This is a genomic window from Sinorhizobium meliloti, from assembly GCF_017876815.1.
Lineage (GTDB): Bacteria > Pseudomonadota > Alphaproteobacteria > Rhizobiales > Rhizobiaceae > Sinorhizobium > Sinorhizobium meliloti.
Map to the genome: position 1 here is coordinate 1,329,940 of NZ_JAGIOS010000002.1, position 12,945 is coordinate 1,342,884.

The following is a 12,945-nucleotide window of genomic DNA, read 5'->3' on the forward strand; positions in this document are numbered from 1 at the left end:
GGTTCCGCCGTCGCATCTTCACCATCATTGTCGTCCGGCCACCAGCCGTGCCAATCGTCCCCCACGCCCTCTTCGCCTGACCACCGTCGAGCCGGGAGGTTAGCATCTGGAGCGGCTCGTCCTCCGCAATTCCGCATTTGCGGCGTCACATACGCGGCGATGTCCTTCTGGCAGTCCCAGATCAGCCTCTTCATCTTCTGTTTGTCGGCATGGGTGGGATTCGTCGGCGGGTCAACACATGACCGCTCGCGACGTTCCAATGCTGCCGCGACGAGCGACTTGTTCCAAAATACCTTGCCGCAATGGTGCTGCATCGCCCGTCACTTTGAGGGTCAGGAATCGTTTCAGGAAGTTATTATGGGATTCTGGGCGCCGTAGCATTTCGTTCGATGTGCGCCCATCCGCGCTTGGGTTGCCGCGAAAAATGCGAGGGAGCGCAGTTTCTGGCTCTCGTCGTGACATTCGCAATCGAACAGGCGTGTGCCGCTAACGGCAGGCGCTGGAAATTCCCCAAAATACCTAGGGTTGCCGCGGCGCCTCCGAAACGCATTTATGCCTCGGGCGTATACCAGGAGGTAATAATGGACGTCGAATTGCTGACCCGTCTAGGTGTTGCGGCCTTCATCCTCGCCATATCAGTGTTAGTCGGGCAGGAAGTTGGACTTCCAACGAACGTCCTTGAAACGCAGGCGACTGTAACCTCGAATCATTGAGAGCCATCCCTCAGATAGCGCTACGGCACTCGCACCTATTGCGCATGCATTGCCGGCAAGGGGACGTGTCGAAACAAGGAGCGGCGCGCGTGCTGCTTTTCTCATGGTTTGTTTGGCGGTTCTGGACGGGACACGATGAAGGCACCGCAGGTGAACATGATACCCGTAACCACGAGCAAAGCGATTGCCGGTGGTTCGAACGCAACCCACAAATAGATGAGTGCCAAACTCATCAGCAAAACTGCAGATATTTTGGCACGACGTGAGATTGCTCCTTCTTCCCGCCAGTCACGTAATGGCGGCCCGAACAATGGATGGTCCATCAGCCATTTCGCGAGGCGCGGCGAGGAGCGCGAAAACAACCATACCGCCAGGAGGAGGAAAGGCGTCGTGGGTAGCAGCGGGAGAAAGATTCCGACAATGGCGAGCCCGACCATCAGCCAGGCGAGGCTGAGAAGTGCAAGGCGCATAGAAAGGTTCATCTGCCTTCTCTCCGGTCAGCTGCCAAATGCCGGCGACGCGTGTTCCTGCCGAGACGAAATAAAGCTCCGAATTGGAGAGATACAAGGTGCTTCATTCTTCAACATACAGGAGTGGCGGGGAAAAAGCGCCTCGCTGCTCTAAGCCCCGCCAAGCGTCGCCGTTTCGTCGATTGCGGTGTCTTTGCCGAGTTCTGATTCATCCTCGGTTAAAGCGAGATAACCGTGTCTGCCTAACCAGTCTCGAACGATGAGACGAAGGGCTTCTTCCCGGTTGACTGCACATTCAGCCATGAAGAGCTGAATTCCGCGTTCTGAATCTTCTTCAAGGTAAGTCATCGAGCTGCCCCTGTGTTGCCGGTGTCGATCAAACCGAAATTCCAATCACATGACAAGGCTCCCGTTGTGGGGCCCTTTTCTTCCAAGCGCTCGTCATTCCATGCAATTATCCAGGGCACTCTGACGGAAGTTTTTTCGACCAGAGGAATGGCGAACGTTCAAGGTTGCCAACCTTGCGGCATGTTGAAGCGATCTCCTCCAAGTCTGCCAACCTGTCGCTCTCGCACAGTCGAGGCGTTTCGCGCGCGGACCGGGCGTGCTTTGCATTCAGTCACTGCTGCATGTCGAACCCACGGCTGTTGAGTCGCTGCCGACGCCCGGCTCCTGAAAGTTCCATCTCCGATCCTAGCCACGGCGACGTGAAATCTCGCGGTACAGTGCTTCCGGAGAAACTGCGATTTCTTCGCAAGTCTTCGCCATTCACCCTTCGCGGGAAGATCGCCGTCGCTCCATGTTAGCCAGGCGTCCAGCCGGGCTGCGACTGTCCGCAAGGCAAGGATTTCGGCGCGCTTCCTGGTATGTTGCAGTTCGTTCGAGAGGTGGCGTGACCATTCCAAGGCGAAGACATGGTCCTCGTTTAGCAGCCGCTGGATGTCGCCGATTGGGATCAAAACCACTTCCGTCGCCATCGCGGCGACGCGTCGCAGTGGTATTGATCCGAAAACACAGAGGCTTCGGCTAACACCGTTCCTCGCCTGGCACGCTGCAAAACCACAGGGCGGCCGTCCTCCTGATAGCGCACGAGGTTTGCACATCCATCGGTTATCAGGAACATGGGCCGCACCGGATCGCCTCTGTGAAAGAGGTGATCGCCCTTCACAAAGGATCTACGCGCGACGGCCCTCGGCCGAAGAACGGCAAGAATTTCATCCGACATGATAACTATCATGTTCACGGTGGCGATCGGTTGGCAAGCTGAACACCCTCCCTCGTTAGTTCCAACTGGTGTCCCCATGAGAATCCTGTTCCTTACGCTTATTGCCGTTACTCTGCCGCTTCCCGCAGCGGCCGAGGGAGAACACGTCCACCATTCGCCCTACGCTGGCCAAGAGCTCCGCGAAATGAAAAGCCTGTCGGCGGATGATCTTGCAGAACTTGAAAGTGGCGGAGGGTGGGGCTTGGCGAAAGCCGCCGAGCTTAACGGCATCCCAGGACCTTCTCATGTGCTGAAAATGAAGGCCGACCTCGCCTTAAGCGTCGACCAGGAAACATCGACGCAGCGCATCTTCGAGAAGATGCGAGAAGACGCGGTGAGCGAAGGAAAGAGACTGATCGCGGGCGAATTGGCGCTTGAGATTGCGTTCCGTGAGGGCTCGATCAACGAGGCCAATCTTCGTGCGCAACTTCGCGCGGTGGAAACAATCAGAGCAAACCTGCGCTACATTCATCTAACAGCCCATCTTGAGATGATGCGCGTGCTAACCGAAGCTCAGGTCAAGCAGTACAGCGAGCTGCGGGGATACGCTCGCTGATCTGCGGGTTCAAGAAACCATTCCCAACCTGCTTTGGTTTTGCCGGAACGGCTCGTTAAGTTTCTATTGTTTGCCAATCACGCGCGCCCCCGGCGCGGCGCGTGTGATTGTTCGGTAACCTGGGGGATCAGTCGACGTGGCTGCAGCAGGACTTTTTGAAGGACGCCCGGTAACCAGCGTCTTCAATCGCAGCGATGAATACATCGGGTCCAATCTCGGATTCGATCGAGGCGGATTTCGCCTCGAGATTGACGGCAACCTTGGCCTTCGGGTCAGCGGCTTTGACGGCCTTCTCGACCGTGGCGGCGCAGTGTCCGCAGGTCACGTCTTCTACGTCGAGGTGATACATCGAGAGTCTCCTTTGATCTGACTTGAGCGAATGTGGAGCTTCCAACGATGGCAAGGTCAAGGGTGTGCTCTACAATTCCGACTGTGCGCCCCTTGATGATGGTGGCCAGACCAGAACAGGCGACGCAAAGATAGCAAAATTGGCGCGGGCTTGCCGGTGAACTCGACGGAGCTGAGATCGGCACTCCAGCGTCCATTTCCAGCCACAAACTGGACAGTATCATTTGCTGCAACTCGTGCGTTGACGGCGAGAACTCATTTGAGTTGCCGCACCGCCTTGGCGAAGGCGCGGCTTGCAAGTAATAGGGTCTTGTGATGCACGCGCTTATTCAGTCTTTGTGCCCATGTCGGCACGCCTGCTAGCGGATTTGGGATCGACGGCTGCAGGAAGTGTGCAGCAACTGGGAACGGAGCAAATGACCACAAGCGTTTTGGCAGCAAGCGGCGGCGTGAAGCAAGTCATCTGCATCAATTGGGGCACAAAATATGGAGCCCCCTTTATTAACCGGCTCTACGCGATGGTTGCTCGCAACATCACGCCGCCTTTCACCTTCACCTGTTTTACCGATTGTCGCGCAGGCCTGAACCCCGCGATACTTTGCGAAGACTTGCCTCCACTCAACGTGGAGACCATGCCGACCAACACGAGAGGCATATGGCCCAAGGCGCGGCTCTGGGGGCCGTCCTTGGGAAATCTAAAGGGCCCGGTGCTTTTTCTCGATCTGGATCTCGTGATCGTGTCATCGCTGGATGTTTTCTTCGAGATAGGGAAGGCGGATGACATAATACTGGCGAGAAACCAAACGACACCCTTTGAGCGCCTCGGGCAAACGTCCCTCTTCCGCTTTCCGGTTGGGAAACTCGTGCCGCTGCAGGACAAGTTCCGATCCGATCCACAGGGTGTGGCCGACGAGTATCGGTACGAGCAGCGCTTCGTAAGCCGCAAGGCGCCTGGGGGGATAAAGTTCTTTCCACGGAAATGGGTTCTTCATTTTCGCCAGGACTGCCGCTGGCCATTTCCGCTCAATTACTTCTTTGCGCCACGTCTGCCGCATGATGCACGTGTCGTGATTTTTCCGCGCGGTCTGCATCCACAGCACGCGGTAGAGGGCCGATACGGAACCAAGGGTCCCCGCAAGACGGCGTTCAAACACATAGCGGGAGTCTTCGATGCGAAGCAAAGGAAGAACAAGGGACCGCTACAATACTTGCGACATTATATCCGTCCGACGCCTTGGGTGGCGGAGCACTGGCGCGAATAATCGTGGGACCGCACTTAGGGCCTTACGGACGGTCGAGCTTGGAACGAATTACCGAGGCGATGCGGCGCGTTTCATCGAGTGGTTCGTAGCTGTAGGGTTCGATCTTTCCCTCAAACGGCCGGGTCAGTTGCAAAGTTTCATGCAGATCCCGGTGATAGCGCTCGAACTTGTCCAGTCGCGGACCCGCGACGTGGGTTAACTCGAGTGTAAAGACAGGCTTGCCCGTCGCCAGGGCTTCGCAGGGCATCGTGATCGAGTCCTTTGCGATGACGAACGCGTCAGCGGCCGCCATGTAGTCGAGGTAGGGGTTCTCGCTTCGCCTGTCCCAAACAGCGATCCTTTCGCTATTGAGTGTCGACAGGGCCCGCTGAGTGTGGTCTTCAGATCTACGTGAGGCCGATACAACGATGCGCCAGCCCTCTTTCTCCAATTGCTCGATTGCGCCCTTTATGTTTTGGTGGGTTCTGTCGTCGTAAACATATGCTCCATTCGAGCCGCCTACGAAGACGGCGACTATTGGGCGCCCGTCCGGTGACAATCGTCTGAGGGCAGCATCCCTAAGAGGCGCGAGCCGCGCCCAGGTAATCTGATGCGGTACTCCGACCATCGAATGATAGTTCGGCCGCCGGTTCAATTCCTCGACCCAATCGTGACGAGAGACGAAAACGAGATCATACCCTTCGATGCGCGGACGTTGGAGGTGCACGGTTAAGGGCTTGCCTCCATAGGCCGCTTTTATGTCGAGGACTGCCGGTTCAGCGCGGAAACCGCAGGAGATTACGAGCTCGGGGCGCTGTTCCCTTTTGCGAAACAATCTGGGTTCGAACAGCTTTCTCAAGCCGCGAGTCCGACTGATTAACTTGACCACTGGCTCACGATGGAATTGTTTACCCACGCCAAGGCACTGCGTAAGCGTTCCCGCCTTGCTTTCTGCCACAGCCCACACGCAGCTCGTGTTGGACGTTTTCACCGTTTCGTCGTGGTTATCTTGCAAACTTTAGCTCCGATATGACACTTGCTTTCTTCCGCCCGTTCCTCGCCTTCGCTTAGAATCACTGGCTGAGATCGATCCCATTCTTGTCGACAAAATCGATCATGCTACGGTCTTCGATGGCGTTCGCCTCGATATACCTGATAGTGGAAGTAACTTTATTCCGGTATTTCTCCGCAGAACCGTCGAAAGACCAACCTCTGTCTGTCTTTTCCTTCAGCTCCTCGATCGATTTCGCGTAATAGTGATTGAGCTGCAGGAACTCTGCGGAGTAAAAATCGGCAGCCTTCCGCTTTTTCTTTGGCACCACCATCCCCGCATCGTTTGCGGTTTCGTCGCCGTAGGAACGTGTTTGGAAGTGATGCACGCCCACTTTCGTGACTTCGACCGGATCGACAATGCATTTGAAATTGCTTGCGTCGAGGTTCTGCCGCATGGGATCGGAGACCCGCATTTTATAATTAAGGCATACAGGCCCTGCTGGTCGCGAGACATGACCGCTATGGCCGAACATATGCCAGGGCAAAGAGATGTTAGGAAATCCGCCGGCTCCTCGTAATGCCTCCTCTAACGTTCGACCTTTCTTGGGCAATAAGAATTCATCAACGTCGATGAAAGCCATACGCTCATATTTACCGCCGAAGTTTAAGATCGCATGGGCGAAAGCAATCGTCTGCCCGTTCAAGAATTCACCACTTTGTTCATCCCGCATGCGCATTTTCCAAGGGACGACGGTCAGTTCTTGGCCAGTCAGCGACCGCTGAAGCAGTTCGACCGTTCCATCAGTCGAGCCGTCATCGTAGAGATGGAAATGTCGAACACCAACAGCTTGGTGAAAGCGCACCCACTCCGCAATGTAACTCGCTTCGTTTTTCACGCAGGCGACAATCGCAATGCCGCGTCGGTTCAACTCCCCTTGCGGAGGTGTGATAGCAAGTTCTCTCGTAAGATGCCGTTTAGCCTTCAGTCCAAACATCTACGCCCCTTGGTCCCTAAACATCGAACGGCTCTCCTTCGTGCCCTTCACCTCAGTCGGCGCAGAAGGGACTTTCCAAGCCTTTAACCATGCACCTTCCGAACTAGCATGCCGGCTTTGATTTGGAATACATCACCTTTATAGAGGGAGAGAGCCGAACTTGGAATCCAAGCCTCGGTAGCATGGAGAAGTCGCGCGCCGAAAGCACGCTAAAGTTGGGATGAGTGACCATGGACTTTCCCGCCTCCGGAACGACGGAGAATTTGACGACGGCGGAGCAATGGCGTGCTCTGTTTTCGAGGTATTCACACGTTATCCTCGTAGCTAACAGCGATCAGGTTAACGTTAAGGAACTTCAGGCCGAATACCCGCGGACGGCCCTCTTTGTATTCTTCAACAAGGTCTACAAGGTTCTTGATGAACAATTTTCCGGCCACGCCTTGCTGATTTCGCGCGCTCAACCGAAAGGCGCCAACATTGTCTACCGACAAGAGGTCGCTGACGTCGTCAAACTATTCGCACCGCAGGACTTCCTGGGCATCATGAACATCCGCTTGGCGGCGAGCGAGAGATTGAACACAAGCTCCGATTACTTGGGAACGCCCACGGGGCATCTGGATTTGATCGGCTTCTGCGCTGACTTTTACCCGCAGGCCAAAGTCCCCACGAGCGGTTTCGCCATCGCCTTATGGCTGGTCGACCAAGCGCTTCCGGCCAAGATTATCCTGGCGGGATTCTCGGCAAAGCGCAGCGAACAGTGGCGGGTGGTCGCTGTCCACGATTGGACTTTCGAGCAGGTCTTCTTGCGCCTTTTCGAAAGAGTGGGCAAGTTGACGATGCATGGTGGTATCGCCACAAACAGTTACGCATCGCTTGCTTCAAGGTTCCCGGAGTTGCCCGCTGCGGAAATATCTTCGACGATCGCAGAAGTCTTGTCATCGCGTCTGAACCAGACCGATGCACAAGTGGACAAGTTGATATCTCTCACAAACGTGTTGCGGTCCATCGACGAATTTTTACGTCGGCTGAAGCCGAAGTTTCTGAAGAAAACGAAGCCATAAACAGCATCGAATTGACGAGTACCGATTTTCTGGTGAGGACAAATGGGATCATGGATCTCCGACGCACGTAAGCGCATATACCGGAATCTGAAGTACCGCATCATGCGGCCGGATCCGCCGGCCGCGCCCTTTCGATTCAACAGCCCTGTCGTGGTTGTAGGATCCGCGCCTGTCTCCAATAGGCCGGCCGGATTGGACGAGAGCTTCAGGATCATTACCGTGAACGGCTCGCAATCGGTCATCGCCAAGTGGGGCGTTGATGCGCCGGATATTACCATGATGATGTTCAACCAGGTCGAAGGAACCACTGCGAACGCGATCGAGGTCAGGCGTGTGCTGAAAGGGCAGCGTACAGGGACGCTCTACGTATTTCTCTGGCGCAAGGACGATCGCGCGCGCCTCGAGGAAGGTTTGCGAGCGTTCGACTATAAATACGATCGACTGGAAATCGTCGATCGATATGAGCGGATGGCGTTGCTGGATCGTGTGGCTGACTTGCGCTCCCTCGAGATGGACGCCGATTCCAAGTGCTCGAACGGTATGAACGCGGTCCTTTTTGCCCTCTACAACGGAGCACCCGCCGTCATCGTCACGGGAATCAATCCGAACTCAAGCGGTCACGTCTACAATTCAACGGGTTTGACGCGTCTTCATGTTCAAATGGACAAAGTCCTCGTTTCCAAGCTGATTAGTGAGGGCCGCCCCATTTTCACGGCGGATCCGCCGGTTTCGGAAGAATTAGGCATTCCGTTGTGGAGCGGTAAAAACCGCTAGTCCTTTGCATATTTGCCCTGTGTCGTCGTTTTGCTCGCTCAACGCCTGCGTTAGAGAAATCAATGGTTTTAAATCGTCCATTTTCACGTTCCTGCATCAAGATCGCCGTTCGCCTCCTACTGGGTCGTTCCAGGGCCCATGTTCAGGATTGGTTTCCCGGACTGAAGCTCGAACTTGCAACCGCTGATCGAGACGGCACGATCCAGTATCGAGGCGAGTTGGTAGGACGTCTAACGAGCCCGTTGCGCGCCCTGGAAGAAAAGCCGGGGAATGTGCTTATCGTCGGCTCCGGCCCCTCGGTGGCACGATGCGATCTGACCCGCGCAGACGGGTCTTCCTGCCTTCTCTTGAACGGCGCGCTACACCTTTTTCCCAGCGTAATCGCAAAGCCTCTGGCGATAGCAATTGAAGACGAACGGTTCGTATGGAGACACTTCGATCTCGTGAAGCGGATTCCTGCCGGATGCGTCTGTCTGCTGTCTGTGAGCGTGATAAGGGCGATCTGCGAGCTGGATCGCACATGGCTGCGAGACAGGCCGATCGTATTGATCGATAACGTGCGAAAGCCGTACGGGGTGGCACGTCGGGACACCGCGGAACTGCGTAAGCTGGCGTATGTGAGGCTGAGCGAGGACGGCGACGTCGGCTTTTCCGAAGACCCCTTTGCCGGCATTTTCCAGGCAGGCTCGGTCGCGGTTTCAGCCGCACAGTTTGCCGTCGCCTGGAGGCCCCGCTCGATCGGCTTCGTCGGGATCGATCTCAGTAATGCCGATGAACCGAGGTACTACGAAACAACTGATAAAGCCTATTCGGGAATCGTCGCGGCCCAAAAGCGGATCGTCGACCATCTGGTGATGACACGGAGTATAGCCGCCGAAAGCGGTATCGAGGTCGTAAACCACTCGCCTATCTCGGCCCTTGTCGGGATGGGGTTTGGCTACGACGCCACCTTTGCCAAAGCTGAGTGACGCTTTAGCTGGGATTGCGTTAGCTGACGTTAAAGCACTGAAGCTGTATCGCAGCACCACATCGGGGCGTGAGGCGGTTAGTTGCTCGCCGCCGCCCCGATGAAATTGGCTTATGAGTGTCGCGCCATTAAGCCGAGCGCTGCGTTACATGAAGAACACGATCACGTGTAGCGAACCATTCCTCGGCGTAATCATCGTTCTTATACTCATCGAAGTAAGGCCCTCCATCTGTGAAATGGACAAGCTTTGCATCCGGCGAATATTCGTACTCGTTTACGAGCCAGTTCCAACTTGCGGGCAGTTCGCCGATCAGGTCGTCGGACTCTAGCCATTTGAACTGATGCAACTCCAGCCCAGACGCAGTATTGACGTAATCCAAATCGAGCTTTCGGCACTTGGCGTTATTGAACAGGATCACGCTCGACCAGTTCTTCTTTTCGTACTTGGTTTGGACCTGGCCCAGGAACTTCGTTTCGACTTTCGGAACGTAGTCGTGTTTTACGCACATCGCTGCATAGCGATCGTCTCTCAACTCCCACAACTGGGCGATGTCAGTCCGCATGAGCATGTCGCAGTCGGCGAAAAGCGACCAGCCCTCATAACGGCTTAGATAAGGCACCAGGAATCGCGAAAAGGAAAACTCGGTAGATTGGAGAGGATTCCGCTCGCGCGTAAAAATATTTTCGACATTGTTCAAGGATATCGGCGTGAACGTAACCGGGATGGAGCTCTTTTCCAGAATACTTTGGCAAAGAACATGATAGGCGACGACTTCCTTGCTGTCGAAGCCGATGTAAATATGAGCACCTTGCGTCATTTCACCTCCGATTATGGGTAGGCTTCAAAACGTCGTTGGTCTGGCTTGATCCTCTAAGCGGCGAAACGATTTCAACTGACGTTTGATTTGCGTCTCAACCCAGGTGTAACCAAAAAAGGCCGCGGCGTGAAGCCTGCGGCAGCGGAACGATGTGGTTGGTTGTCCGTCGTCCACAGGAGGGCGTCTGGCAATTTCCGCGAACTTCGCCTAGTAGCTTTGTCGCTGGCCCGCGATAGTGCCACCAATGCGGGCGAGGGCAATGGGGGAAGAATGCGCAGTCTCCTGGTTCGAAGACCGGATCTCTTATACGTTCTGATCGCCGGCTATTGCCTGCTGAGCATCATCCTGAAAGTTCTTCGACCGGACTCGCTTGAGATAGACGAATCCGAGCAAGCACTGCTGTCACAATATCTGCTGCTCGGATACGGAGCCCAGCCACCCTTCTACAATTGGCTTCAATATGGAGTCGTGGCGCTATTTGGTATCTCTGTTGCGTCGCTCGCCATTGTAAAAAACGGTCTTCTGTTCCTCTTCCTTCTATTCTACGGGCTCACGGCGCGCCTTCTCTCCAGCAGTCGGCTCGTTCCGGCGGTGGCGGTGCTGGGCGTCCTCACGCTCCCACCGGTTTTCCTGCTGTCACAGCGCGACTTATCGCACACCGTCGCCGCGTTATTTGCGGTGTCGCTGTTCCTCTACGGCTTCTTCCGTGCGCTAAAGAGCCCACCAAAGGTTGGCCATTATTTGCTTGTCGGCGTTGCCGTGGGGCTCGGGGCGATTACCAAGTACAATTTCGTTATCTTGCCGGTGGCGGCACTGCTCGCCATTCTGCCAGAGGCAAAGCTGCGCAAATATCTGTTCGACTGGCGTGTGCTCGCATCAGTTGCGGTTTGCGCCATGATCGTGGCACCCCATGCCTACTGGATCGTCAATAATCTTGGACATGCCACCGGTGTCACTGTCGCTGAGATGAAGGAGGGGGCAGATAGCGCGCGGCTTCCGCACGCGATCCAAGGCCTTGTTTCCCTCGCGGTTGCGGCCCTAAAGGGCGTCGCACTGACCCTTGCCGTCTTCGGATTGCTCTTCTACGCGGATGTCGGGAAAATCCTGCGCGCCGAGAGCCTAGGGACGAGGGTCATCGGCAGGATGATTGTCGCCTGCTTCCTCATAATAGCGTTTATCGTGGTAGCAATGGATGCGACCCACATCCGTGCGAAATGGTTGGCGCTTTTTACTGCGCTCCTCCCACTTTATCTGACGCTGAAAATCGATGCCGCCGGCCTGGATCCTGCCCGGCGCCTGCCCGCACTTTTTTCGATTTCGGGCATCCTCTCCGTCGGCGTCATCGTGATGCTGTGGGCAAGGGTCTTTGTAGGACCAATGATTGGCGATTATTCCTTCGCGCACACGCCTTACAACGGTTTTGCCAGCACGGTGCGCGCTGATCCGGGTCCGCCCCCGGTGGCCATCGTGGTCGACGACAGGATCGTGGCGGGTAATCTTAGGATTCAGTTTCCCGATACCCCGATCATCCTAACCGGATTTTCTCAGGAGGCGGAGAGACACCTTCCCCCAGGTCGAATCTTGGCGGCCTGGTCGGCAGAAGGTAAGGGGCGAGAGGCGATTCCTCCTCGCATTACGGCCCTACTGAAACTCATGCCCGCCAGGATTGCCGACGCAACGCCGACGATCGTCTCAGTTCCTTACAACGCCGGGCGCCCGGGCGACACATACACTTTCGCCTATATTTGGGCGGACTTCCACTGAGCCGGGTTGGCGCCGATCGCGCCGCCCATGTTGCGAATGATGTCTTCTCTGTCGCGAATGAAAGGGAGGCCGATATGCTCAGAGAGTTCCAGCTCCGTCGTGAAGACATTTCCTCGATCACTCAAACGCCTCAGAACGAAGGTGTCTTCAGCAATCTGCCGGCGAATTCTGCCCTTATCGTCGTAAGAATGGCCCATCTTGGTAACTGAGAACCCGGCAAGCGTCACGGACGGCACTCCCATGAAAAGTGCATAGCACAGGGCGGCAACTCCGTTCGTCACCTTGCCGACTTCTCCAATATCGGAGGGAAGCCCGCCACTGACGGCGTTGACGATCGCTTCGCGCTCAGCTTTGGTGGCGCGCATCAGGCTCTTGTAGCGAACATGCGGCATTGCCAGAAGTTTCAGGTACATCACCCAGATAGACTTCGTATGAAGCCATAGAAGGCCCCTCGTCCTTACATAGGGATGCTCTTCCCACGATTTCTTGCGCTTTCGAAACGTCAAATCGGCGGGTGGGAGACCCAGTGCATTGGCCGTCTTGCCAGCGTTATTGACGTCGACGCGTGCGCAATGTCCAATCAGGTCCGGCGGAATCGTGGGGGAGGGCGCGGAACCGAGAATCAGCCACGGCTTGTCGACAATGCCGAGTCGCGAGAGCCAGCGGCGGTGCTTTTCTCGCAGTTTTTCAAGCGCTTCAGGTTCAATCGTCATCGCGAATTCCATTGACGAGGTGGGCAGCCGAGATTCACTTAAGGGACTGACATTTATGTCTCGCACAAGCCACGCTACGTGTCCATTCGCCGCCGGATCTTCGACTAGAAGGGGTGAGCCGGTACTGCAATTTCTCAATACTCTGTCGCCACGCTTCAGAAAGCGTGGAAATACCCGTGAATCGCACAATTTAGCCATCTTGATTTGATTTCGAAGACTTCAACGGTAAGAGACGCCTTTAAAAGGGTCGTCAACAATTTCGGACAGT

General features: G+C 55.7%; 14 protein-coding genes and 1 pseudogene. 7 read left to right on the plus strand and 8 right to left on the minus strand.

Translation table 11 applies throughout. From position 1 onward, the window contains the following. The first annotated feature begins 581 nt into the window (after positions 1 to 581). Positions 582 to 713, plus strand: a complete 132-nt coding sequence (locus JOH52_RS35965; protein ID WP_020479551.1) for a hypothetical protein — start codon at positions 582 to 584, stop codon at positions 711 to 713. Positions 714 to 814: 101 nt separating this feature from the next. Here JOH52_RS35965 and JOH52_RS25150 read toward each other — a convergent pair whose 3' ends face one another. From JOH52_RS25150 to JOH52_RS25160, 3 genes and pseudogenes are all read right to left on the minus strand, one after another. Beyond that, a complete protein-coding gene (locus JOH52_RS25150; RefSeq protein WP_014530639.1) occupies positions 815 to 1,195 on the minus strand; it encodes a YbaN family protein in 381 nt (126 codons plus the stop codon). A gap of 138 nt (positions 1,196 to 1,333) precedes the next feature. After that, positions 1,334 to 1,531, minus strand: a complete 198-nt coding sequence (locus tag JOH52_RS25155; protein WP_017272401.1) for a hypothetical protein — start codon at positions 1,529 to 1,531, stop codon at positions 1,334 to 1,336. 345 nt (positions 1,532 to 1,876) lie between these two features. Further along, a pseudogene (locus JOH52_RS25160) lies at positions 1,877 to 2,408 on the minus strand (Crp/Fnr family transcriptional regulator). Here JOH52_RS25160 and JOH52_RS25165 point away from each other — a divergent pair. Next, positions 2,407 to 3,003: a Spy/CpxP family protein refolding chaperone gene (locus JOH52_RS25165; RefSeq protein ID WP_017272402.1), complete on the plus strand. Its 597-nt coding sequence runs from the start codon at positions 2,407 to 2,409 to the stop codon at positions 3,001 to 3,003. The pseudogene JOH52_RS25160 and the gene JOH52_RS25165 overlap by 2 nt on opposite strands. Before the next feature lie 127 nt (positions 3,004 to 3,130). Here JOH52_RS25165 and JOH52_RS25170 read toward each other — a convergent pair whose 3' ends face one another. Then, the gene (locus JOH52_RS25170; protein ID WP_014530636.1) at positions 3,131 to 3,352 is read right to left on the minus strand and encodes a heavy-metal-associated domain-containing protein; all 222 of its coding nucleotides are present in this window, start codon (positions 3,350 to 3,352) and stop codon (positions 3,131 to 3,133) included. A 415-nt stretch (positions 3,353 to 3,767) separates the two neighbouring features. On the opposite strand from JOH52_RS25170, the gene JOH52_RS25175 reads away from it, so the two are divergent. Next, on the plus strand, positions 3,768 to 4,613 hold the full coding sequence (locus JOH52_RS25175; RefSeq protein ID WP_014530635.1) for a hypothetical protein: 846 nt from the start codon (positions 3,768 to 3,770) through the stop codon (positions 4,611 to 4,613). 22 nt (positions 4,614 to 4,635) lie between these two features. Here JOH52_RS25175 and JOH52_RS25180 read toward each other — a convergent pair whose 3' ends face one another. Further along, the gene (locus JOH52_RS25180; protein ID WP_014530634.1) at positions 4,636 to 5,607 is read right to left on the minus strand and encodes a mitochondrial fission ELM1 family protein; all 972 of its coding nucleotides are present in this window, start codon (positions 5,605 to 5,607) and stop codon (positions 4,636 to 4,638) included. A gap of 58 nt (positions 5,608 to 5,665) precedes the next feature. Beyond that, positions 5,666 to 6,580 carry a glycosyltransferase family 92 protein gene (locus tag JOH52_RS25185; protein WP_014530633.1) on the minus strand — a complete coding sequence of 305 codons (915 nt, stop codon included), beginning with the start codon at positions 6,578 to 6,580 and terminating at the stop codon, positions 5,666 to 5,668. 230 nt (positions 6,581 to 6,810) lie between these two features. Here JOH52_RS25185 and JOH52_RS25190 point away from each other — a divergent pair, with 230 nt between their 5' ends. From JOH52_RS25190 to JOH52_RS25200, 3 genes are all read left to right on the plus strand, one after another. Next, entirely contained in the window at positions 6,811 to 7,641 is an 831-nt protein-coding gene (locus JOH52_RS25190; RefSeq protein WP_014530632.1) for a hypothetical protein, read from the plus strand. Positions 7,642 to 7,683: 42 nt separating this feature from the next. After that, complete coding sequence (locus JOH52_RS25195; protein WP_013850948.1) at positions 7,684 to 8,415, plus strand: hypothetical protein; 732 nt, start codon at positions 7,684 to 7,686, stop codon at positions 8,413 to 8,415. 62 nt (positions 8,416 to 8,477) lie between these two features. Continuing rightward, the gene (locus JOH52_RS25200; RefSeq protein ID WP_014530631.1) at positions 8,478 to 9,383 is read left to right on the plus strand and encodes a glycosyl transferase; all 906 of its coding nucleotides are present in this window, start codon (positions 8,478 to 8,480) and stop codon (positions 9,381 to 9,383) included. Between the two features lie 127 nt (positions 9,384 to 9,510). Here the strand turns inward: JOH52_RS25200 and JOH52_RS25205 are convergent, their stop codons facing one another. Next, positions 9,511 to 10,200 carry a glycosyltransferase family protein gene (locus JOH52_RS25205; RefSeq protein WP_010975426.1) on the minus strand — a complete coding sequence of 230 codons (690 nt, stop codon included), beginning with the start codon at positions 10,198 to 10,200 and terminating at the stop codon, positions 9,511 to 9,513. Between the two features lie 126 nt (positions 10,201 to 10,326). Here JOH52_RS25205 and JOH52_RS25210 point away from each other — a divergent pair, with 126 nt between their 5' ends. Next, complete coding sequence (locus JOH52_RS25210) at positions 10,327 to 11,964, plus strand: ArnT family glycosyltransferase (protein WP_017272404.1); 1,638 nt, start codon at positions 10,327 to 10,329, stop codon at positions 11,962 to 11,964. Here JOH52_RS25210 and JOH52_RS25215 read toward each other — a convergent pair. Continuing rightward, positions 11,940 to 12,677, minus strand: coding sequence for a hypothetical protein (locus JOH52_RS25215; protein WP_013850945.1), 738 nt, complete (start codon positions 12,675 to 12,677; stop codon positions 11,940 to 11,942). The genes JOH52_RS25210 and JOH52_RS25215 overlap by 25 nt on opposite strands. Positions 12,678 to 12,945 lie beyond the last annotated feature (268 nt).